20 protein-coding genes and 1 pseudogene are annotated in these 21,334 nt (G+C 41.7%); 10 read left to right on the top strand and 11 right to left on the bottom strand.

Translation table 11 applies throughout. The annotated features are described in order from the left end of the window. From ABZB17_RS00135 to ABZB17_RS00145, 3 genes and pseudogenes are all read left to right on the top strand, one after another. Positions 1-984: pseudogene (locus ABZB17_RS00135) on the top strand (hypothetical protein); the annotation flags it as partial. A 242-nt stretch (positions 985-1,226) separates the two neighbouring features. Further along, the gene (locus tag ABZB17_RS00140) at positions 1,227-1,928 is read left to right on the top strand and encodes a hypothetical protein (protein ID WP_372647274.1); all 702 of its coding nucleotides are present in this window, start codon (positions 1,227-1,229) and stop codon (positions 1,926-1,928) included. Between the two features lie 673 nt (positions 1,929-2,601). Then, entirely contained in the window at positions 2,602-5,025 is a 2,424-nt protein-coding gene (locus tag ABZB17_RS00145) for an ABC transporter permease (protein WP_372647275.1), read from the top strand. A gap of 464 nt (positions 5,026-5,489) precedes the next feature. Here ABZB17_RS00145 and ABZB17_RS00150 read toward each other — a convergent pair whose 3' ends face one another. From ABZB17_RS00150 to ABZB17_RS00175, 6 genes are all read right to left on the bottom strand, one after another. Then, the gene (locus tag ABZB17_RS00150; RefSeq protein ID WP_372647276.1) at positions 5,490-6,350 is read right to left on the bottom strand and encodes an RNA polymerase sigma factor RpoD/SigA; all 861 of its coding nucleotides are present in this window, start codon (positions 6,348-6,350) and stop codon (positions 5,490-5,492) included. A gap of 474 nt (positions 6,351-6,824) precedes the next feature. After that, positions 6,825-7,406: a hypothetical protein gene (locus tag ABZB17_RS00155; RefSeq protein WP_372647277.1), complete on the bottom strand. Its 582-nt coding sequence runs from the start codon at positions 7,404-7,406 to the stop codon at positions 6,825-6,827. 565 nt (positions 7,407-7,971) lie between these two features. Further along, complete coding sequence (locus ABZB17_RS00160; RefSeq protein WP_372647278.1) at positions 7,972-8,520, bottom strand: BBE domain-containing protein; 549 nt, start codon at positions 8,518-8,520, stop codon at positions 7,972-7,974. A 4-nt stretch (positions 8,521-8,524) separates the two neighbouring features. Next, on the bottom strand, positions 8,525-8,665 hold the full coding sequence (locus tag ABZB17_RS00165) for a hypothetical protein (protein ID WP_372647279.1): 141 nt from the start codon (positions 8,663-8,665) through the stop codon (positions 8,525-8,527). Then, positions 8,658-9,326 (bottom strand): FAD-binding oxidoreductase, encoded by a 669-nt coding sequence (locus tag ABZB17_RS00170; RefSeq protein ID WP_372647280.1) that lies wholly within the window; start codon positions 9,324-9,326, stop codon positions 8,658-8,660. The genes ABZB17_RS00165 and ABZB17_RS00170 overlap by 8 nt, the downstream gene beginning before the upstream one ends. 475 nt (positions 9,327-9,801) lie before the next feature. After that, positions 9,802-9,933 carry a hypothetical protein gene (locus tag ABZB17_RS00175; protein WP_372647281.1) on the bottom strand — a complete coding sequence of 44 codons (132 nt, stop codon included), beginning with the start codon at positions 9,931-9,933 and terminating at the stop codon, positions 9,802-9,804. A gap of 131 nt (positions 9,934-10,064) precedes the next feature. Here ABZB17_RS00175 and ABZB17_RS00180 point away from each other — a divergent pair, with 131 nt between their 5' ends. Further along, positions 10,065-10,976, top strand: coding sequence for a hypothetical protein (locus tag ABZB17_RS00180; protein WP_372647282.1), 912 nt, complete (start codon positions 10,065-10,067; stop codon positions 10,974-10,976). 273 nt (positions 10,977-11,249) lie between these two features. Continuing rightward, entirely contained in the window at positions 11,250-11,813 is a 564-nt protein-coding gene (locus tag ABZB17_RS00185) for a hypothetical protein (RefSeq protein ID WP_372647283.1), read from the top strand. 87 nt (positions 11,814-11,900) lie between these two features. Here the strand turns inward: ABZB17_RS00185 and ABZB17_RS00190 are convergent, their stop codons facing one another. Together ABZB17_RS00190 and ABZB17_RS00195 are read right to left on the bottom strand one after the other, a co-directional pair. Next, positions 11,901-12,644 carry a hypothetical protein gene (locus ABZB17_RS00190; RefSeq protein WP_372647284.1) on the bottom strand — a complete coding sequence of 248 codons (744 nt, stop codon included), beginning with the start codon at positions 12,642-12,644 and terminating at the stop codon, positions 11,901-11,903. A gap of 274 nt (positions 12,645-12,918) precedes the next feature. After that, a complete protein-coding gene (locus ABZB17_RS00195) occupies positions 12,919-14,028 on the bottom strand; it encodes a nickel-binding protein (protein ID WP_372647285.1) in 1,110 nt (369 codons plus the stop codon). A gap of 366 nt (positions 14,029-14,394) precedes the next feature. Here ABZB17_RS00195 and ABZB17_RS00200 point away from each other — a divergent pair, with 366 nt between their 5' ends. Together ABZB17_RS00200 and ABZB17_RS00205 are read left to right on the top strand one after the other, a co-directional pair. Further along, positions 14,395-14,730 carry a DUF6616 family protein gene (locus tag ABZB17_RS00200; RefSeq protein ID WP_372647286.1) on the top strand — a complete coding sequence of 112 codons (336 nt, stop codon included), beginning with the start codon at positions 14,395-14,397 and terminating at the stop codon, positions 14,728-14,730. 51 nt (positions 14,731-14,781) lie between these two features. Continuing rightward, positions 14,782-15,288, top strand: coding sequence for a nuclear transport factor 2 family protein (locus tag ABZB17_RS00205; RefSeq protein ID WP_372647287.1), 507 nt, complete (start codon positions 14,782-14,784; stop codon positions 15,286-15,288). A gap of 67 nt (positions 15,289-15,355) precedes the next feature. Here ABZB17_RS00205 and ABZB17_RS00210 read toward each other — a convergent pair whose 3' ends face one another. Next, positions 15,356-16,111, bottom strand: coding sequence for a nuclear transport factor 2 family protein (locus tag ABZB17_RS00210; RefSeq protein ID WP_372647288.1), 756 nt, complete (start codon positions 16,109-16,111; stop codon positions 15,356-15,358). A 186-nt stretch (positions 16,112-16,297) separates the two neighbouring features. Here ABZB17_RS00210 and hutI point away from each other — a divergent pair, with 186 nt between their 5' ends. From hutI to ftcD, 3 genes are all read left to right on the top strand, one after another. Beyond that, entirely contained in the window at positions 16,298-17,551 is a 1,254-nt protein-coding gene (hutI, locus tag ABZB17_RS00215; RefSeq protein WP_372647289.1) for an imidazolonepropionase, read from the top strand. A gap of 144 nt (positions 17,552-17,695) precedes the next feature. After that, complete coding sequence (locus ABZB17_RS00220) at positions 17,696-18,010, top strand: GxxExxY protein (protein ID WP_372647290.1); 315 nt, start codon at positions 17,696-17,698, stop codon at positions 18,008-18,010. Between the two features lie 117 nt (positions 18,011-18,127). Continuing rightward, entirely contained in the window at positions 18,128-19,825 is a 1,698-nt protein-coding gene (ftcD, locus tag ABZB17_RS00225; protein WP_372647291.1) for a glutamate formimidoyltransferase, read from the top strand. Positions 19,826-19,879: 54 nt separating this feature from the next. On the opposite strand, the gene ABZB17_RS00230 is transcribed toward ftcD, so the two are convergent. Continuing rightward, positions 19,880-20,632 (bottom strand): DUF5995 family protein, encoded by a 753-nt coding sequence (locus ABZB17_RS00230; protein ID WP_372647317.1) that lies wholly within the window; start codon positions 20,630-20,632, stop codon positions 19,880-19,882. Positions 20,633-20,820: 188 nt separating this feature from the next. After that, on the bottom strand, positions 20,821-21,198 hold the full coding sequence (locus ABZB17_RS00235) for a MotA/TolQ/ExbB proton channel family protein (protein WP_372647292.1): 378 nt from the start codon (positions 21,196-21,198) through the stop codon (positions 20,821-20,823). Between the last annotated feature and the right edge of the window lie 136 nt (positions 21,199-21,334).

A 21,334-nucleotide genomic window follows, 5' to 3' on the forward strand; every position in this document is an offset into this window, starting at 1 on the left:
GATGCCGAAAACAATTCCACGTATCACCTGGAATTTGAATGCCCGGAAGCAGCCGGAAATTATAAAAGCGGCGATTTGCTGGATGTAATTCCCGAAAATCCTGCAGAACTGGTTCTGGCGCTTTGCGAAAAGTTAGAGACACCACAACTGGCAGCTGCTTTTGCAACAGAAAAAGAAATTACACGCGTAAATCGGCAATTGTTAAAGGCTTATGCCGGAGCGACATTAAATAAATCGCTGGCTGAATTGCTTACTCAAAATGAGGCGCTGAATACCTATCTGAAAAATGCAAATGTACTTGATCTGCTTAACGATTTTCCGGCAGAAATTTCCGGCGAAAAACTGCTTTCGTTCTTGCCACCAATCCGCATCCGGCAGTTTTCGATAAGCAGCGTGCCCAATGCCGAAAAGCCAATTGGTCTGATGGTAAAAACCTTACGTTTTCAGTTCAACGGTAAAAAACATTTGGGAGCAGCTTCCAGCTGGTTAAACGAAATTAGTACGCCGGGTAGTCCAATTCGTTTTCGACTGGCAGCAAATCCCGATTTTTATTTGCCGCCCGATAGAAATACTCCGATTTTGATGATCGCCGCCGGAACAGGAGTAGCACCATTCCGTGCCTTTATGAACGAAATGGAGCAACAGCATTTTCCGGCAAACGCCTGGTTGCTTTGGGGCGAACAGTTTCATCATCACGAAAACCGTTATTACGCAGAATTCAGCGCAATAAGTGAAAAGTATGCCAACTTTTTGTTCGATGCTGTAGAATCGCGTAATCAGCAAAAACCAATGTATGTGCAGGATTTGTTACTGGAAAAACACCATGAAGTATCGGCCTTTATAGAGCACGGTGCACATGTTTATGTCTGCGGCTCAAAAGCAATGGGCGAGGGCGTTGAAAAAGCCCTGCAGCAAATCTTTCCGGATTCCGCAGCCTGGGAAATTTTTAAATCCTCCGGGCGGTATCACTGGAGTTGTTATTGAGTGGAAAGTTGGGAGTCGGAAGTTGGAAAACCGAAGAGATGGCCAACTCGTAACATGCAACTTGTGTCTTGCAGCTTCTTTAATCCTTCATCCTCTCACTTGGCTTGCCCCTGCTTAAAGAAATAAATCTTAAAAAGTAGCGGGTAAATCAATCATACACTTTTCTATTAAGCAACTTATAGTTAAATTGCAATACAAGCCCGGATTACAAATCAATCCTACGCTATAAATAGAGAAGAAAAATGGAATTTATAGATGCACTCAAATATGGAGCTATTGGATTATGCGCTATCCTTTTTGCTCTTTCAACCAAATTGCTGTTAAAGGAACAAGACCGCAATGATGATGCGCGTCAACCCATTTTAAACACCATTAAATGGTTTCTGGTTGTCTCCTTTTTAATGGCGGTGTTTTTTGGAATAACCGAGTTTCTGAAACCGGATAAAACAAATGCGACGCTGGAAAATGCGATAACAACGGTATGGGAATCTCATTATTCAGAATATACCACTGATACAACATTACTGTTAAAAGCAAAGCGGGTAAAAGAAGGTGACAACGAATGGGAGGGAACGGCAGATCCGGCCAAAGTGTGTGAAGATATTATTTCGGAACTGGAAATGTGCATGAACGAGCGATCGAGCATTGAATTTGAATTTTACACCTATATTATTCGTTTAAAAAAGGAGATTAATGATAAAGGAGGAACGATAAATGTTGATTTTAATCCCAACAATAACAAAAAGGACGTTTATGAAATTCTCGAATTCATATTTATAAACCTCGAATTAACCGCTAAACAAAACTTAAACGACGATGAGGTGCGTTCATTGTGGAAACAATACAAACGATCGTGGTCGACTAAAAATTTTAAGTTTATCGATTATTGGGATGTTGCACAATTGGTACGTGAATACCTGGATAAGTTTTACCCGAACGAATAGACTATCTCCCCAAAAAAAATCTTGTTGCCTTTCGATACTAAGAAGTTGAAATGTTTCATTTCTGATATATTAGGACGAGTTTCACGGCGCCGTTCCCCTTGGCGAAGGGCGATTTAGAGGGATTGATCTTTTTACTTGAGAATACCTGAATGCGTAAATGCAAAAATGCGTTATTAAAAACTCAATGCCCAATGCCCAATGCCCAATGCCCAATGCCCAATGCCCAATGACTAATGACTAATGACTAATGACTAATGACTAATGACCAGCGACTCGTAACTTTCTTTAATCCTTCATCCTTAATCCCTAATCCTTTCACTCATCTTGCCACAGTCGTTGCTCCCTCGCAATGACAGTTCCGGTTTATATCCCCGTTAGCAAATGCCCAGTGCCCAGTGCCCAGTGCCCAGTGCCCAATGACTAATGACTAGCGACTCGCAGCTTTCTTTAATCGTTCCTCCTTTTGCCTTTTTACTTTTGCCCCCAACGCTTCGGTCGGGATTTCGTCCGGCAGAACCGTCCTCAACTTTTGCCTTTTTACTTTTGCCTTTCTCCTTGATTCATCCTTCATCCTTTATCAATAATCTTTCATAACCCTGTAACCAACAACAACTTCGTGCGTCTTTAAAATATCCGGTCCATTCATCTCCGGAAAACTAAAGCTATTGAAAACATGATTAAAAACTTATTGAAACACAGCTTGCGGGCGCTGAAAAAGCAAAAAGGATACGTTGCCATCAACATTCTGGGTTTGGCCATTGGTATTGCCTGCAGTATTATTATCGCACTCTTTATTATTCACGAGTTAAGTTACGACCAGTACCACCAGAACAAAGACCGCATTTACCGGGTAAACTTAGACGGCAAGATTGGCGAACAGGAGGTAAATGCCTCTTATTCGGCATCGATACTGGGGCCAACAATGGCCGATGAATTCCCTGAGGTGGAAAAATTCTGCCGCTTAAATAACTGGGGCGAAGCCGTTGTAAAAAGGGAAGATATCGCTTTTGTAATCGATGATTTTGCCGAGGTAGACTCTACCTTTTTCCAGCTGTTCTCCATTCCTCTGCTTCGGGGCGACAGCAAAACCGTGCTGAATGAACCCCATACCATGGTGCTGTCGGAATCTACCGCTAAAAAGATCTTTGGCAACGAAGATCCGATAAATAAAATGGTGCGGGTAAACACGGGGCAAGATCCGTACCGCATAACCGGAGTAATGGCCGATTTCCCCGAGGAAACGCATTTAAATGCCAACATCCTCACGTCGTTTATGACCAACAACCGAGCCGACGATCCCGAATGGATGAACAACAGTTTCTCCACTTATGTGTTGCTAAAACCCAATACCTCGCCCGAGAGTGTGGAGGCACGTTTCCCGGGACTGATTGAAAAATACGTTGGGCCGCGGGTGCAGGAACTAATGGGAATAATGCTCGAGGATTTTCTGGCGCAGGGCAACCGTTACAATTATCACCTGCAGCCATTAACAAAAATACACCTTATGCCCGAGGTAGAGCACGAAGTAAAACCGGCCACCGACCCCAAATACCTGGTTATTTTCAGTAGTGTGGCTATTCTTATCATCGTTATTGCCTCCATTAATTTTATGAACCTTTCCACCGCACAGGCCACAAAACGCGCCAAAGAAATTGGGGTGAAAAAGGTGAGCGGATCATCAAAAGGAATGCTTATTTTGCAGTTTCTTACCGATTCAACGCTGATTTCGTTTATTGCACTCATTCTGGCTGTGGCCATTGTTTTTGTGTCGCTGCCGTTTTTTAACGACGTTTTCGATACGCAGGTGCGGTTCAATATCATCGAACATTTCTACTACATTCCCCTGCTTATCCTTTTTGCCTTGTTTGTGGGTTTTGTTGCAGGTGCTTACCCGGCCTTTTATCTATCCTCGTTTAATCCCAATACTGTCTTGCGCGGAAAACTTCGCGACGGGGCAAAAAACGGAAAACTACGCCGCATCCTGGTGTCGGTACAGTTTCTTATTTCCATTGTTCTTATTGTTGGCACCATCATTATGTACCGCCAGCTGACTTACATGGTAAATAAAGATGTTGGTTTTGGGAAAGATCGCCTGATGGTCATCCAAAGTGCCGGTTCCATTGGCGACCAGGTAAAAGCGTTTAAACAGGAAATACAAAAAATACCCGGTGTTAAGCATGTTTCGGCCTCAACGGCAGTGCCCGGGCGCAACAATAACAACAACGGCTATATGCTGGAAGGCCACGACGGACAAACCTACCTGATGCAAACCGCTTATGTTGATTACGATTTTCTGGAAACCTACGGTATGGAACTAAACAAAGGCCGCTTTTTCGACCGCGAGTTTGGTGCCGATAACGAGGCTTGTGTGGTAAATCAGAAAACCATTGATGAGTTTGGTATCGGCGATTATACCCAAACCCGCTTTATTGTTCCGTTTTCCGATGACGGCAATAAAAAACTCATGCCTATAATAGGTGTGTGTAACGATTTCCATTTTAAATCGCTGCACGATCGTATAGGCCCTTATGTAATGCGCTTTAAGGAAGCCGACAATAACTGGGGTTATATTTCGGTGAAATTTAATACCGATGCACCGGCCTCGGCCATTAACCAGATTGAAGAAAGCTGGAAAGGTTTTGCGGCCAACAACCCGATGCGTTACTTTTTTATGGACGAAGATTTTGCGCACATGTATAAATCCGAAAGGCAAAACGCCAAACTATCAGTGGTGTTTGCCATACTGGGGATTTTAATTGCCGCACTCGGATTGTTCGGGCTTACTTCGTTTACCGTTGAGCAGCGCACCAAAGAAGTGGGCGTGCGCAAAGCACTGGGCGCTTCGGGCTACAGTATTTTTTACCTCATTTCGAAAGAAATCGTTATCCTGGTTTGTGTAGCAACACTGGTGGCCAGCCCGTTGATTTACTGGGTAGCTACAAACTGGCTGCATAATTATTACTACCGTATCCACCTCGGAGCGCTCGAGTTTGTTGTTGGTTTTATTGCGGCCATATCCATAGCGCTGCTTACCATCAGTTATAAAACACTGCAAACACTGCGAATCAATCCGGCGCATACGTTGAGGTATGAGTAGGGATTGAGGGATTGAGGGACTGATGGATTGAATGTTGGAATGCTTAAATGCGTGAATGATTTAATGCTTTAATGAGCAGTAGCTTTGTAAAATTGCCTACTGCGATGTTGCCAACTGCCTACTTGTTGCAGATTGATTTAAAGATTGATAGAGATTGAAGGAGATTGACAAATTGATAAATTGTCTTGAATTGATAAATTGCCTACTGCGATTTTGCCAATTGCCTATTACTTGTAACTTGCAACTTGTACCTTGCACGAGATTGAAGAAAGCTAGTAGCCGCTAGCCTCTTTCATCCCTAATCGCTAAAGCCTAAAATGCTATTTACTCCTAAATCACCGCCCTGAAGGACGGTGCAAAAAAATCTGTCAGCACGCGAATCCTTACACGAGCAATCTCTCGCAGCTGGCAACCAGCGACTCGCAGCCTTAATTCATCCTTCATCTTTAATCGATAATCCTTACTTAGCCCAAGTAGGTTTTCAATGATTTACTTCGTGATGATTTTTGTAAACGTCGGATGGCCTTTTCTTTTATCTGCCTTACCCTTTCGCGGGTCAGTCCAAATCGTTCTCCGATTTCCTCCAGTGTCATTTCCCGACAACCAAGACCAAAAAATAATCTGAGAATGTCGTTCTCGCGCTCTACCAGTGTATCCAATGCACGGTGTACCTCTTTTTCCAGTGATTCCCGCATAAGTGCACGGTCGGCGTTTGGCGAATCGTTATTTACCAAAACATCCAAAAGACTATTTTCATCGTTATATACGAAAGGGGCGTCAACTGAAACATGTCTTCCTGATACGCGCAGCGTAGTGGTAATTTTTTCGGCAGGTAACTCCAGTATTTCGGCTAATTCTTCCGGCGATGGCTTTCGTTCATTTTCCTGCTCAAATTTTGCCATTGCCCTGTTTATTTTATGCAACGAACCTACCTGATTTAATGGCAAACGAACAATGCGCGATTGTTCTGAAATTGCCTGAAGAATTGATTGCCGAATCCACCACACTGCATAGGAAATAAATTTAAATCCACGTGTTTCATCAAACTTCTGACCTGCTTTTATCAATCCGAGGTTTCCTTCGTTTATCAGATCGGGTAGGCTCAATCCCTGATTCTGGTATTGCTTTGCCACCGATACAACAAAACGTAAGTTTGCCTTTGTTAATTTCTCCAAAGCCGCCTGATCGCCTTTTTTAATTCGTTGTGCCAATTCAACTTCTTCCTCAACAGAAATAAGTTCTTCCTTACCAAGTTCCTGCAAATACTTGTCTAAAGAAGCACTTTCACGATTAGTAATCGACGTTGTAATTTTTAGCTGTCTCATAGTTTTCCTAAAAAAGCGTTCAATTGTACATGGCTAAAGCCAAACCCATCAACCACCCTTCTTCGGGTTTAAAATCAAAACGTATAGATATGAACCCAACCCTCGTACCGATACACGCACATTATAAAATTGTGTAACATAGCCTTTATGCCATACTTAAAAAGTATGCATTATTATCTCTCCTGCGAATAGTGACTCCGATTTTTGGTGGTGAGGTGGTTCGATTTTTCCACAGCTATTACTACGAAAGAAATGCAGGCTTTGTTGCAATGCACGATGTTAGATTTCAAACTAATGTAAGAATGGTGTTAAAGGATTAAATATCTGGTTTATACTCAAAATTAATTCATTCTATTTCATTGGGAATTAATACCTCAAATAAGGGGGATTGGCAAGGTTGTGACTAATCTTTGCAACAAAAAAAGGCCTAACGAATTGTCAGGCCTTATTGTTTTGGCTTATAAAATCAACTTTTTATCGTTTACCTTTAAGCATTGTTATGGTTCCTTCCCAGTAATGGTGCGAGTTATTGTCTTCCGTACTGTTATAATCATCCGACCATCCGCCACCTGTGGCTCCTTCAAATCGTCCGGTTCCTCCCAATATTTCAAATTCATCTGTCCAGTAATTCACCACATAATCGGGGTGGTCGTCCAGTGGCGGCGAAACTACTGCTCCTTCAATCGAGACAAATAGCGAATCGCCGTTGTCGGCTATAATATAAGCATCGGTATTCCCGTAAAAAATAGAGTCTCTACTGGCTGTTGCGCCAAGAATACAAAAATCAAAATGAATGGTTGAAACGCCCACATGTGTTCCTTCGCCCACTCCGTCAACTATAACATTTGTGGTGCCGGGACATTTGTCGCCGGGAGGCATGTAAGTTCCCAGGTAGTACACTTTAAAAGGTACAGTTACCATTTTTAGGTCTCCATCTTTGTTGGAGCCGTACTTACCACTTTTGAGGTCGTTTGTAACATCTTCATTGAAATCTGCACAGGCAAAACACAGGCTGACACAGAAAACCAGACACAGCAATTTTCTGAAATTTTTCATAATTGGTAATTTTTGGTTAATAAAAAGTCCGGTTTTTCCACAACTGAAAATGGAAGTAACTCTTCATACGAATATTTCCGGATAAAAGTAATCCTATAGGATTTGCAAGAAGAAAATTGTTTGCTGTGAAGTTTGGTCTTTAATCCTCCGTCCCGATTGTAGTATCAGCACATCTCTTTTAGCAAAAGGTGGATGTACTTCGAAGCGCAGTCTCTTATGGCTTCAGTACTGCTCCCGGAAAATGATTTTTTGAATGAAATTTTAGATAAAAAAAAGAAGGGGAAAGCTCTATGGACGCTTTTTGAAGATGATTGATAATTTACAAACCCCTAAACACAAAACCAATCATAAATACAGAAGTCGCTTTCCCCTATTTTATCTTTACCAAGAGTCGTACCATAACTGAATGAGGTCTGACCTTTAGATGTTTAACAAAATATTCCATTTTTAATCCTTCCCTATTTAGGAATTATTTCCTCATTTGAGTCCGTTTTCTTCGCCGGAAACATTTTTCCTGCGAAGGAATGATCAAAATAAGCAATACCCCCTCGTCAGTGAAAGCAAACTATTCAGCCGGTTTAATATTCTGGTTAATACGGAATAAATTGTTTGGATCGTACTTCTTTTTTATCACCGACAGGCGCTCGTAGTTTTTCCCGTAGGCCGATTTTACCAGGTCGGTACCTTCCTCGCCCAGGCCGGCAAAGTTTACATATAAACCACCGGGCGAGAAATCTTTCAGGTCATCAAGAAATTCGCGGGAATAGCTTATTACTTCATCTTTTGCTGCGGCATCGGCCCAAATGGCATCAATGCTAAACAGGTAATTCGATTGTCGACCGGAGAAAGGAGTGGCGTCGTCTTTTACGCGGCTCATGGCTCCTTCAATGTGCCAAATGGCGATCAGCACCATTGGTTGCGGCGGATTGCTCGCTTTTGGAACAATGGCATCGATAGATTTTGTATCCAACCGGTTAATGTATCTCGATTTAAAAAAATACAGTTGTTCGCCTTTCGGGAAGAAAGGATCGAACATGGTTTGCAGTGTGGTCCAGGGCAGGGGCGTACTCAGGTCGACCAGTGGTGTACTGAGTTCGCGTAAAGGTTTAAGCAATTGCTCACCTTTTTTCCACTTCGCCGGAATGAACAGCAAGAATGATAAGTACGCGTCTGCCATGCGCTTCTTCGGGGAAATCGGGAACCGGGGGAATGGTCCAGAACATGGCAGTTGAGGATACCTCGTCGGGCGATTCATCCATAAAAGCCTGCCATGCCGGTAAGATTTCCGGGGCTTCTTCTGCAGGGTAAAAAGGCGCACACAAAGTTACCAATGGCCCAACCGGGTACACTTGATACTGGAACGAAGTAACCACGCCAAAATTTCCACCGCCGCCACGCACGGCTCAAAACAGGTCGGAGTTTTTGTTTTTCGCAGGCGGTAATAAATTGTCCGTCGGCAGTTACTACATCCACCGATACCAGGTTGTCGATACTCAATCCGTATCTTTTTTGAAGATGACCCAACCCGCCCACCAGCGTTAAGCCGGCAATTCCGGTTGTTGATACCACTCCGGATGGAGCAACGAGTCCGAATACCGATGTTTCACGGTCGAGATCGGCAATGGTAACGCCGCCTTGCGCATAAACGGTTTTTTTCTCCAGGTCGACCCGAATCCCTTTCATTTGAGAGAGATCGATCATTAGTCCACCATCGTTCGAGGCGCTGCCACCAACATTATGGCCGCCACCGCGCACCGATACCAGGATGTCGTTTTCGCGGGCAAAATTTACCGATGCAATTACATCGGCCACTCCCGAGCACTGTGCTATAAGTGCCGGTTTTTTGTCGTGCATGCCGTTCCAGATCTGACGAACTTCGTCGTAATTGGCATCCGAAGCTGTTACCAATGTTCCACCCAATGATGCGCTAAAATCATCGATCAGCTGCTGACCGATGTTTGTTTTGTTACCGGATTTTGTAATAATTTCCTTGACTTTATAATTTTTGGTTAAAAACTAAAAACTTACGCATGCCTGTTTCACACCAATTGAGCATTGCCGGCATGGCAAAACATTTGTGCGAAATATTATACTGGTAATCAAAGCTTAATTGAGTGGGAGTTACTATGCGCGGGATGGTGAGTTGCTACCTCATACAGCTACCTGCGAAGAGAGAAATAAGTGTTTCACTTAGTTGTAAAAACAGTGTTGCCTTACTTTGTATATGAACTTTACTACAAAATATTGGAGGTATGCTTTTTTAGCTTTTTCGGGTTTTATGCCGGGGGTTATGTGGTAATTCATAATGAGCGGCATAGTGCAGTTTTTACAAGTTCAGGATAAAGTGTAACATGCGCTGTAAGGATTTGTTCATCAGGTAAATGTACTAATTTGTTTATTGCTTGTGATTACGTGTATCGCGAAGAAATCTAATCCATACATACCATGTTTTCATCCATATTTCATCCTGCCACAGTTGTGAGCTGTTTACTCCTGAAAGTTTACCATCGTTTACTGTAAATGGCAATGGCCATGTTATTTGGTATCCTTTTTAAAGGTTGTAACGTATAAAACGGTTGTGTTATTGAAATCTCAATCCTGATCCGCAATATTCCTGGTCCCTGTTGCCTATTTTAAGTTTCACCAAATAAAAATAACATGAAAAAAATTGCCTGCCTTTTACTGGTGCTTGTATGGGGCACCTGCGCCTTTGCGCAAACCAAAAACGGAACAGTGTATTCGGATCACGAATACATAACCAAAACACGCGAAATGTGGAAAGCCTTTCAAGATGGCGACGCAATAGCTTTTCAAAGCTTTTTTGCCGACAGTGTTTACCGCTCGATGAACGGAACCTGGAGCAAGGTATCAAACGAGGTGTTTAAAAATGCTGGCGAATCGTGGAGCAAAGCTTACGAAAACCTGGAGGTAAAAGATGATAAGCCGGCTTTCCCGGATGCAATTGAGTACAAAGAGGGTGGCACCTGGGTGCAGGACTGGCTGTTGTTTACGGGCACTCACATTGAAAGTGGCATCAATATAGCGGTGCCGTATCATAACTTGTATATGTTTAACGACGAAGGAAAAATTGCAAATATCGGTTTCTATTTCCCAACCGCCACTTTCGATGCTATTCGTAATAGTAGCACAACTTCTGAAAACGGCGAAGTGTATGATAATCATCCGTACATTACCAAGGTGCGCAAATTGGTTAATGCCTATTGCAACGAAAACCTTGATGAGCTGGTTGATTTTTATGCCGAAAATGCGCGGTTCAGCGATTTAACCATGGATTGGAACGAATCGTTTGGCCTCGATGAAGCTAAAAACGGCTGGATTTCGAATTTTGAAACTTACGATAACCTCACATTAAAACAACAGGGCTATCCCGATTGTATCCACTATAAAAACGGAGACATGATGGTTGTTTATTCGTGGTGGACCTGGTCGGCCCTTGTTACGGCTACCGAAGAGAAGCTATCGATTCCGGTAATGATGACAAATTATTTTAATAAAGATGGAAAAATAATGAATCAAAGTCTTTATATGCGAACCGACGAGCCGGAATAAAATTATCCCCGATACTTATTCATATAAAACTTTTCAGAGCTAAAGGCTATCCGGTACGGATGGCCTTTTTGTAGTTGTAATTTTAATAAAACTTCAACTACGTTACTTTTCTTGCTTTGTTTCGTGCGGCTTATTCCGGTACTCCATTGTTTTAGCTCTCGCCGGGCGGAAGGCGTCTTTCATTGAAAATCTTTTTGTGTGCTTTTAATTTCTGTAAACAATATTTACCTTTAAAACACTTCAAAATCAAAGAGATAACATGTGGTTTTCATCATGAAAAATACAAAACTGCTTTTTACACTGCTATTCTTGTTGCCTCTTGGCGCCTGTATTTTTAACAACGACGACGATGAGCTGCACTTGTACCTTTTTGTAGAGAACAGTACCGAAACCGATGGCGTATTGATTTCAGGTCCGGAGCCACCGTTAATTCATATTGATTTTCCAACCTATCGGTACGATGCGGAAATGAAAACGCTGAATGGGATTATCGATTTTGAAATTAACAGGAATCTGAAACTCATTTATGGAAGCGGAGCCTGTTTAACCGGTACAGCCGGAGCCGGTTGTGCCAGCGGACTGGAAGGAGTTTATGAAATACCGTTTGAGCATGGATCGTTTGAGCTATTAAAGATTGAAGACGATGGTACCATACGTTTTATTTATAAGGATGAGGTTTTTAGTTTACGTGTAAATGAACAACATTCTGAAGTTATGTCGCGTATGGATACGGTTGAGGTGGAGGGAGTTAACAGCATCTCCGAAATTACCCGTACAAAAACTATTTCGAATTATGGTTTTCTGGAAAAGGGAGATATTAGTTCGTGGGAGTGGTAACAAACAGCTGCGGATAAAAGAAAAGGCCATTCCGGAAACAAGTTCCCGAAACGGCCTTTGTAAAAACCTTCTAAGTAATACGTTTAATTATTTGGTTGCAAAAAGTTCTGAAAGTAGTTCGTAGCCTTCAACATTTTTTAGTTTTTGAGCCAATTCTTCTTCCAATATATTTTTGTCGCCTCCCAGTTTCCTGAACCGGTCAACATACGCCTGAGCTGCTTCTCTATTTCCGCGGTCAACTTCGCAAAGTGCCAGCATATACAAAGTACCCTGATCGTATGGTCGGTAGCGAATGGCTGACTCGAAATGTTTGATTGCCTTTTTGGTTTTTTGGTCGAAGAATAACTTCTCAGCACCTTTTGTAAAATGATCCTGGGCAATTACGGTAAAATCGCGATTTTCAGCTGACGATTCGGTCATTCCAAGTTTTACCTGAATGGCTATTTCTTTTTCCATAGCCACCGGAGTTCCATTGTTTTTGCCAGGCATCCACATGTAATCGGTTTCTTCCAGTATACTTGTTATAAGGTTATCAACTGTTGGCGAAACGCTGTTTACAATCTGAATATCCGATAAACTTCCATCGGTATTTACTGTAAACTTAACTACTTCGGTACCTTCAGCAGACCCACCAAAATCGGCATCGTATTTAAAATTATTGGCGATGTAGGTTTTTAGCGAATTTGTATTGTCAACAGGGCTATACTTAACCGCTGTAAACTTGGGAGGTGTTACTTCCACGTCTGTCATCATGTAGGGAGGTACATTTTCTTGTGCATAAGCAAACAGGGTTGCCAACATACAAACGAATAATAATTTAATTGTTTTCATGACTTTGAGTTTTAATAGTTTTCAAATACTTGTTTTTAATTGTTTTAATATCTCTGTTTTCATTGTTGTTACTTGCCAAAATAATATCCATAATCTGAATGTTTTGGACCTAACTAATAGCTAAAAATATAGGGTTTATTGTGTTGGGTTAGTTCTTCAAATTGTCATCCATTGAACTGTTATATGCAAATTTACGGCACAAGAGGGTACAGGTGTTATCAATTTTGATTCAAAAAAGAATAAAAAAAGACCATTAAGTATTTAATAGGTGATTTTAAGCTTTTATCATTTCCGCCTGGAAGCTGGAAGGTTTTATTCCGTACTCTTCCTGGAAACATTTCGAGAAGTAGGATGGGCTGCTAAAACCGGTATCGAAAGCAATTTCAGAGATGTTGCCGCTTTTGTCGCGCAACAGTTGTTTGGCACGATTAAGGCGATACGTTTTAATAAACGAATTTGGCGACTGCGCAATAAGCATTTTCATTCTTCTGTAAATCTGCGATTTGCTGCATCCCAGGTGTTGTTCGAGCATTGAGGCATGCAGGTCGTGATTTTTCCAGTGTTTTTCCATGTAATCCATCAGTGTGGTTAAAAACCGCGCATCGTCGGGCGAAACCGATTTTATACGATCTCCTTTAATCACCACTTTCATGCTTTCGCTTTGAAATAAATTTCGTACTTCGAGGGTAGCCAGTATTTGCGTTGTGGCAACGTAACACAAACGTTTGGCTAGTTTTACCGATTGCTGAAATTCACTATTGCTAATATTTTCGAGGAAACATCCGCTTATGCCCACTTTAAGAAATAATTTTCGTTGCAGGTTACTTAGGATAGGTGCAAATTCTTTATGAATTTTTAAGGCACAATAAACCGCAGCACTTGCTGTTTCGAAAGTTAGTTGCGATGCATATTGATCGCGAACAATAAAGGTTCCTTTAAAGTGTTTGCAATAGTCAATTACCAGTTTTTTGAACAACCTTACCAGGGCACGCCGCTCGTCTAATTCTAAACCGTACAGTTCGTTCGAATCGATACTTAGTGCCACTATAATTGTAAGCGGCTGTGTGCTCATGTTGTTTATATCGACCATTTCTGCCTGGGGTTGCGATTGTATTTGTTTGAGAAAAAAATCAATAATCCGCGAGTCAACTTCAACAATGTGGTTGGTAACATTGCCATGTTCTTTCTTATGCAGTTCTTCGATACACGAGCGGTTGGGGGCCTCAAATAAACAAAAGGCAACCTTTCGTTTTTCGTCGAACCAGTAACCTAGTTTCCGGCAATTGTACAGGTGTTGAACTTTAATATCCTTAAGGTGCTTTTGTACCATTGTTTCGGTATGGGTATCACCATTTAGCTCGTGATTATCGATAAAGTAGGGCATATTCTCAAGCTTTTAATTAATGGTTAAACACCGGGGATTTTCCAGAATGTATATATGGATAATGGGTTAACAGGATTATGATATTAGAGAACGCTTGCCTGATGAAAAATGTTCAAAGTCAAAGATTTAATTACTAAAAATGATTGGCACCGGCGATTGGATTTATTTCATTCGGCTTATGTAGCAATAAACAGAAATTAAATGGTTTTTATCAGCGGTTTGGTGAAAAAAGTCAGTAGTGGGCTTATTGGGTCTGCTGTTTAATAATGCGTTGTTTTTCAGGTGTTTATTTCGTAACTTATAAAGTCTGAAATTCAGGCAGGCCGGGGCGGTCTGTTTGTAGGTAGTAACTAAAATCAAACAATTATGGAATGTTTTATCGAATTGTGGAGTGCAAGTGATGCCTGGAAACAGCTGTCGCATGACGAGCGTGGCATTTACCTTGAACAAATTGGGCCGCATGTGCAGGCCTTGCTCAACAAGGGAGTAGAAATTGTTGGCTGGGGCATAAACGATGAGGCCACAACCCATCGGGCTAATTTTGATTTTTATGCCGTCTGGAAATTTCCAACATTGGATATGAAGAAAGAATTTGAAGCCCTTGTGATGGAAGCCGGCTGGTACAACTATTTTCACCAGGAAAACGTGTCGGGAGAATTGACTACTCCTGATGAAATTATTGGCAATCTCATTTCAATGTAAGTATTCTCAAAAATCACCATAACTTTAACTCAAATCAAAATTACTAATCAAATGAAAACCATTTCAATCCTTTTAACCGCAGGTTTGTTCTTGCTTGCTGCCTGTACAAACAATGCTGAAAAGCCACTTTCTGAAACAGAAAAGGAAGTTTTAGCCCAAGAGGTGCAAACCACCATTAATACCATGATGGATGGTATGAAAAACATGGATGTAAACCAGGCCTTCGAGGCTAATTTTTTGCTGGATAAAGATTTTAAGTACATCGGAATTCATGGAGAAACAATGAATGTGGATGCTTTTACCAAAGAGGTTCATGGGATATTCGATAATCTTGAAAAAGTAGATTTTAGCTTTTCATCTCCCGATATTCGGATAGTTACCCGCGATGTTGCTATTGTTACCATGCCCTATAAAGGGAAATTTTATTTCCCGGGCTCCACGATAAGCTTTCCTGAATGCGGAAGTACACTGGTGCTGCAAAAGAAGAATAATAAGTGGGAGGTGATTCATTTTCATGAATCGCTGCAGGAATCGGAGTTTGTTACCACAGATTTATAATCCATAATAAAAAATAAACCATCCATAATTCATAAGAAATACGGATGGTTTACTGAAATAAATTCTGCTATAAATCTGCAACTTGCAAATAAATCTGGTCGTCCATTAGGCTGGAAGCTTCTTCAGGAAAATTGTTGGTAATTGTTTTCCATGCTTCACTATCGTGTATGGCATCGTAGATTTGCTGGTTTATCCAGTTGCCTTTTATAAAGTAGTTGAACTCGTCGTTACTGTCCGGAACCACCTTCATTACCGTATAACCACAATCCCAGAAACCCATTTCGGCAATGGCCTGATTCAAATTATTCAGGGCATCCAGCAGTGTGTCAATCGACTTGTCTTCAGGTACTTTTAGCAAATGCAGGCTGGCCATATTTTTATCGTTTTTATTGGGTAAGTGTGTGCTGTGGCAGTAATGCATCAGCCATTTTCCATTTTCTTTTTTTAATACATAATTTTCATTTGCCTCGATATTCATGGTTGCGCCGCCACTCTCAATTGCAGCATTAAACTGAAGGAGAACCAGCGCCATATCGCCAACCACTTCCGTTTTATCGATATCAAGTGTAATGTTTAGGTTGGCTCCTTCCATCGATTTTACCGACGCAATCAGGCCATCGAGATCAGCATGATCGAAACCGGTTTCGTACACACTAAAATCTGTTGTACATAATGCGCGCATGGCATCGTAGTTGAATTCTTCCATGGCGTTAAAAAAGTCGTTTAATGTAGTTTCAACGGCAGCTTTTTCCTGCTCGGGATCAACAGTTTGACAAGCCATTAGCAGAGCTAAAAGCCCAAAAAGAAGAAATAAGTTTTTCATAATAGTTGTGATTAAAGTTTCCCACTAATACGTGAGAACACGATAAAGGTTAACCCCGCAATTTTTTGTTTTTCCGGGCCCGAATTTGATTTGCTGATATCCATCATTCCAAAATCAGGATGTAAAAGGTTGATTTATGCATGCATTTTTGTACCTTTTTAAAACAAACAGAATAACAGCACAGGAATGAAACTATTACTTGAAAATATAAAAGAGCTGGTTCAGGTTGAAGATCAACCCGTTTTGTTCAGAGCCGGAAAAGAAATGGCAAAAGTGAATACCATAAAAAATGCCTTTCTGATTATCCGCGATGAATTGATTGAGGACTTCGGCACAATGGATCAGCTAAAAGACAAATATTTTGATGATGACCTGCTGATAGAGATCGACTGCTCGAATCGGCTGGTTTACCCCAGTTTTTGCGATTCGCACACGCATCTGGTTTATGCGGCACCTCGCGAAAAAGAATTTGTGGACCGCATAAAGGGCTTGTCGTACGAAGAGATTGCACGCCGGGGAGGAGGAATATTGAATTCGGCCAAACTGTTGTACGAAACTTCGGAAGATGAGCTGTACGAAAGTGCCATGGAGCGCGTTTTGGAGATTGTAAAAATGGGAACCGGAGCAGTGGAAATAAAAAGTGGTTATGGCCTGAACACCGAAGATGAATTGAAAATGTTGCGTGTAATTCAACGGATTAAACACACTTCGCCCATTTGTGTGCGTGCCAATTTTCTGGGGGCACACGCCATTCCGCCGGAGTATAAAAACAATCCGGCAGAATATGTCGATATCATCATTAATGAAATGATTCCGCAGGTAGCTGCCGAAGAACTGGCCGATTTTATTGACGTATTTTGCGACCGGGGCTTTTTCTCGGTGGAAGATACCGAACGAATTCTTATGGCCGGTTTAAAATACGGTTTACGGCCAAAAATCCATGCCAACGAACTGGGATTAACGGGTGGTATTCAGGCCGGAGTGAAATACAATGCCCTTTCGGTCGATCACCTGGAATATGTGGGAGAGGAAGAAATTGCAGCGTTAAAAGATTCGGAAACCATGCCGACAGTATTACCGGGAGCAGCATTCTTTTTGAATATGAAATTGTCGCCGGTGCGCGAAATGATAGAAGCCGGTTTGCCGGTGGCGCTGGCATCCGATTTTAATCCCGGCTCGTCACCCAGTGGAAACATGAGTTTGATATCGGCAATGGGCTGTATCAACTTTAAAATGTTACCCGAAGAAGTGATTAACGCCACCACGCTAAACACGGCCTACGCTATGGGAATTAGCGAAAGCTACGGAAGTATTGCCCGCGGAAAAATTGCCAACCTATTTATTACCAGCGAAGTTCCTGGAATTGAGTATTTGCCGTATGCATACGGTTCAAACCTGGTAGAAACGGTGATTATTAACGGGGAAGTGCAAAACTTCTAGGCTTCGACACCGCTCAGCCTGACTGTTTTTAATCACTGCAAAAAATCATATGTAAAAACCAAACTGATTTATATTTTCGGATTGAAAATTTTATGTATTTAACCACAAAGTCCCACCATGTTAATCACTAAGTAGCACAAAGAAATGGAAAGAGAGAAGCTATTTAAAAAAGTACTTGATTGTGCTTTTAAAGTACATTCCAAATTAGGTCCGGGGTTGCTGGAAAGTGCATATGAACAGTGTTTGAAATATGAATTAGAGCAACTTGAACTTAAGGTTGAGGCTCAGAAACCAATGCCTTTGGTTTACAAAGAGGTGAAATTAGATGCTGGATATCGCATAGACTTATTGGTTGAAGATCAAATAGTGATTGAAATAAAGTCAGTTGAAGCTTTAAATGATGTTCATCTGGCACAAATACTTACATATCAAAAGTTGGCAAATTGTAAACTGGGATAGTTAGTCAATTTTAATGTAAAAAGTTTGAAATACGGAATTAAGAGAGTTATAGTATAAACTTGGATGTCCTTTGTGATAAACTTTGCGAACCTTTGTGGTTAGAAAAAACTAAACGATATGAAAAAAATTATCGAATGCGTCCCAAACTTCTCTGAAGGGCGCGATATGAGTATAATCAAGGAAATTACGAATGCCATCGAAAGTGTGGCCAACATCAGTTTGCTGGATGTTGATCCGGGAAAAGCCACCAACCGCACAGTGGTGACTTTTGTTGGTACGCCGGATGATGTTATAGAAGCAGCTTTTCGTGGAATAAAACGCGCTGCCGAGTTGATCGATATGAGTCAGCACCATGGTGAACACCCGCGTTTTGGAGCCACCGATGTTTGTCCGCTGGTGCCAGTTGCCAATGTTAGCATGGAAGAAGCCATTGAATACGCCCGGAAACTCGGACAACGCGTTGGCGAAGAACTTGGAATTCCTGTGTTTAGCTACGAGTTTGCTGCGTTTAAAGAAGAACGCCGCAGTTTGGCCAATTGTCGTTCAGGCGAATACGAAGCTTTAAAAGAGCGCATTACCACCGAGCGTTGGAAACCTGATTTTGGTCCGAATAAATGGAACGATCGGGTAGCCGGCAGTGGTGCAACGGCTATTGGTGCACGTAACTTTTTGGTAGCATACAATATCAATCTGAATACCACTTCAACCCGCCGTGCCAATGCTATTGCTTTTGATATTCGTGAAGCCGGGCGTGTAAAACGCAAAGGAGATCCCATTACCGGAAAAATTGTTACGGATGAAAACGGTGAGCCGGTTCGCATACCGGGCAGTTTGAAAAAGACACGTGCCATTGGCTGGTACATCGAAGAATATGGAGTTGCCCAAATCTCGATTAACCTGACCGACATAACAGTTACGCCTGTGCACGTAGCTTTTGATGAAACCTGCAAAAAAGCTATCGAACGTGGAATTCGTGTAACCGGTTCAGAGTTGGTGGGCTTAATTCCGCTACAGGCGATGTTGGATGCCGGGAAATATTTTCTGCGTAAACAGGAGCGTTCAACCGGAATTTCGGATGTGGAGATTATAAAGATTGCGATAAAATCTCTTGGGTTGGATGAACTTGGGCCTTTCGATCCTAAAAAGAAGATCATTGAATATGTGATTGAAGATAAATCGGCGAAAAAGTTGATTGATATGACTTTAACGCAGTTTAAAGATGAAACTGCTTCTGAATCGCCGGCTCCGGGTGGAGGTTCCATTTCTGCCTATGTTGGTGCTTTGGGAGGCGCTTTAGGGGCTATGGTAGCCAACCTGTCGGCGCATAAACGGGGTTGGGACGAACGCTGGGAAGAATTCTCCGACTGGGCTGAAAAAGGCAAATATTACCACACCGCATTGTTGAACTGCGTAGATGAAGATACCGATGCATTCAATAAAATTATGGCTGCTTTTGGATTGCCAAAATCCAGCAAGCAGGAAAAAGTTGAACGTAAACAAGCCATTCACGATGCTACAAAAAATGCCATTGAAGTGCCGTTAAAAGTAATGCAACTGGCGCACGATTCGCTGGAAGTGATGCAGGCCATGGCTGAAGTTGGAAATCCAAACTCGGTTTCCGATGCCGGGGTAGGGGCTTTGTGCGTACGCACAGCTGTTCACGGTGCTTACCTGAATGTGAAAATTAATGCGGCCGGATTTGCCGATGCTGAATACCTGGAAAAGGCTTTGACAAAAGCAGAGAATTTGCTGAAGGCAGCTAAAGAAAAAGAGGCGGCAATTTTGGATATCGTTAATAAAAAGATTGAAGGTTAATAAATTTTACGCGCTTAGCGTATAAACAAAAAACTAGGGCGGTGAAAGCAAATCTCATCGCCTTAATTTTTCAATTTTATCGGCAACCGTGCCTCGTTCGGTCCAGCGTATTACACGGAACAAAAAGCGGATGACTTTCCCGGGATCTGTTATCAGCCGGGTTTTATCAGCTACTTTTTTGTCTCTGATCCTGATTGTTTCCGGCCAGTCGACTTTCTCAACTGCAGCTATTTCTTTGGCAAATTTCCAGGCGCCGTTACGCGCGATTTTCATACTAAAATCCACCAGTAAATTATCGGCCTGCCCCAGCCACAAAAGCAACTTCCGTAGAAATGGCCAGATGGAAGAAAGTCCGTTTTGCACTTCGTCAACCATCGAAGCAAGAATGTCGTTTATCCGGTTAAAATCATCTTCCAACTCAGCGATGGTATTGCTGCCTGAAATTTCTGCCGCCGCAATTCCAAGATCAAGGTTAATATGGGCGTTCATCCCCAATAAAAGGTGTTGAACCACCAGCAGATTATTGTTTCGGGTTTCCGTAAAAGCAATCGCCCACGATTGAGTTACCGGCTCATTGTTTTTCCAAGCAAAATAGGCATCGATGTAGCGCTTCGCAAAAACAACATCCAGTTTTTCCATTCGCGGGCCATCATCAAAATAATTATTCTGAATTTCCTCTTTTACCTTAACCGTTACTTTTTGGTAGAGCACAGCAAAATAACCCAGTGTGTCGCCGGTTTTCAACGAGTCTTCTATAATAGAATCCAGAATAAGGATAACGTCGTCGATGCTTTCGATTGGTTTAATTTAGTGCTTATTTTGTTGATGTTATTATTAAGCAACAACAAAACTAGGCAAGTGTTGAAATTATGCACTATGCGGATAGAAAAGGCAAAAAAAGTGAAATGTCATTTCGACGAAGAATGAGGAGAAATCTGTTACATTATAGTTTAAAAGTAACAGATTTCTCTCTTCGTTCGAAATGACAATAGTGTTTAATTGTTTTCCTGTGGCTGGTAGTTTTTTTGCAGACTTACGAGTACAACAATACCCAATCGTGTTAAAGCAAAAACAAGAATTCCGCACAAAGGAGCAACCAGGGCTATTTTTAATCCGTCGGCAAATACACTTGGCGCTACATCGCCCATTGCCTGAACTTTATCGAAGATCATAATCAGTCCGAAAGTACGCCCCAAAAATCCCCAGGCTACAGCAAACCAACTTATTTGCTTCATTAATTCAATGGTCTTGTATTTTTCCCCTTTCATTAAAATTCCACGTACAAACAGCCCAATTAGTACCAGAAATGTAAGTACAATAATGTAAGTAAAAGCAGGGCCGCCATCGTTAAGTTTTTCAATCAGTGCATTCATAATTTTAGTTTTTAAATAAATACTAATCAAATGTATGTCAGAAAATGATCGCATTTATTTTATTGCGACAGATGGAAGATTCTGTACGTGTTTTTTCAAAATTAAGCTTATAAACCGAAAATGAAATGTTATGAAT

The organism is Draconibacterium sp., from assembly GCF_041583095.1.
Taxonomy (GTDB): Bacteria; Bacteroidota; Bacteroidia; order Bacteroidales; family Prolixibacteraceae; genus Draconibacterium.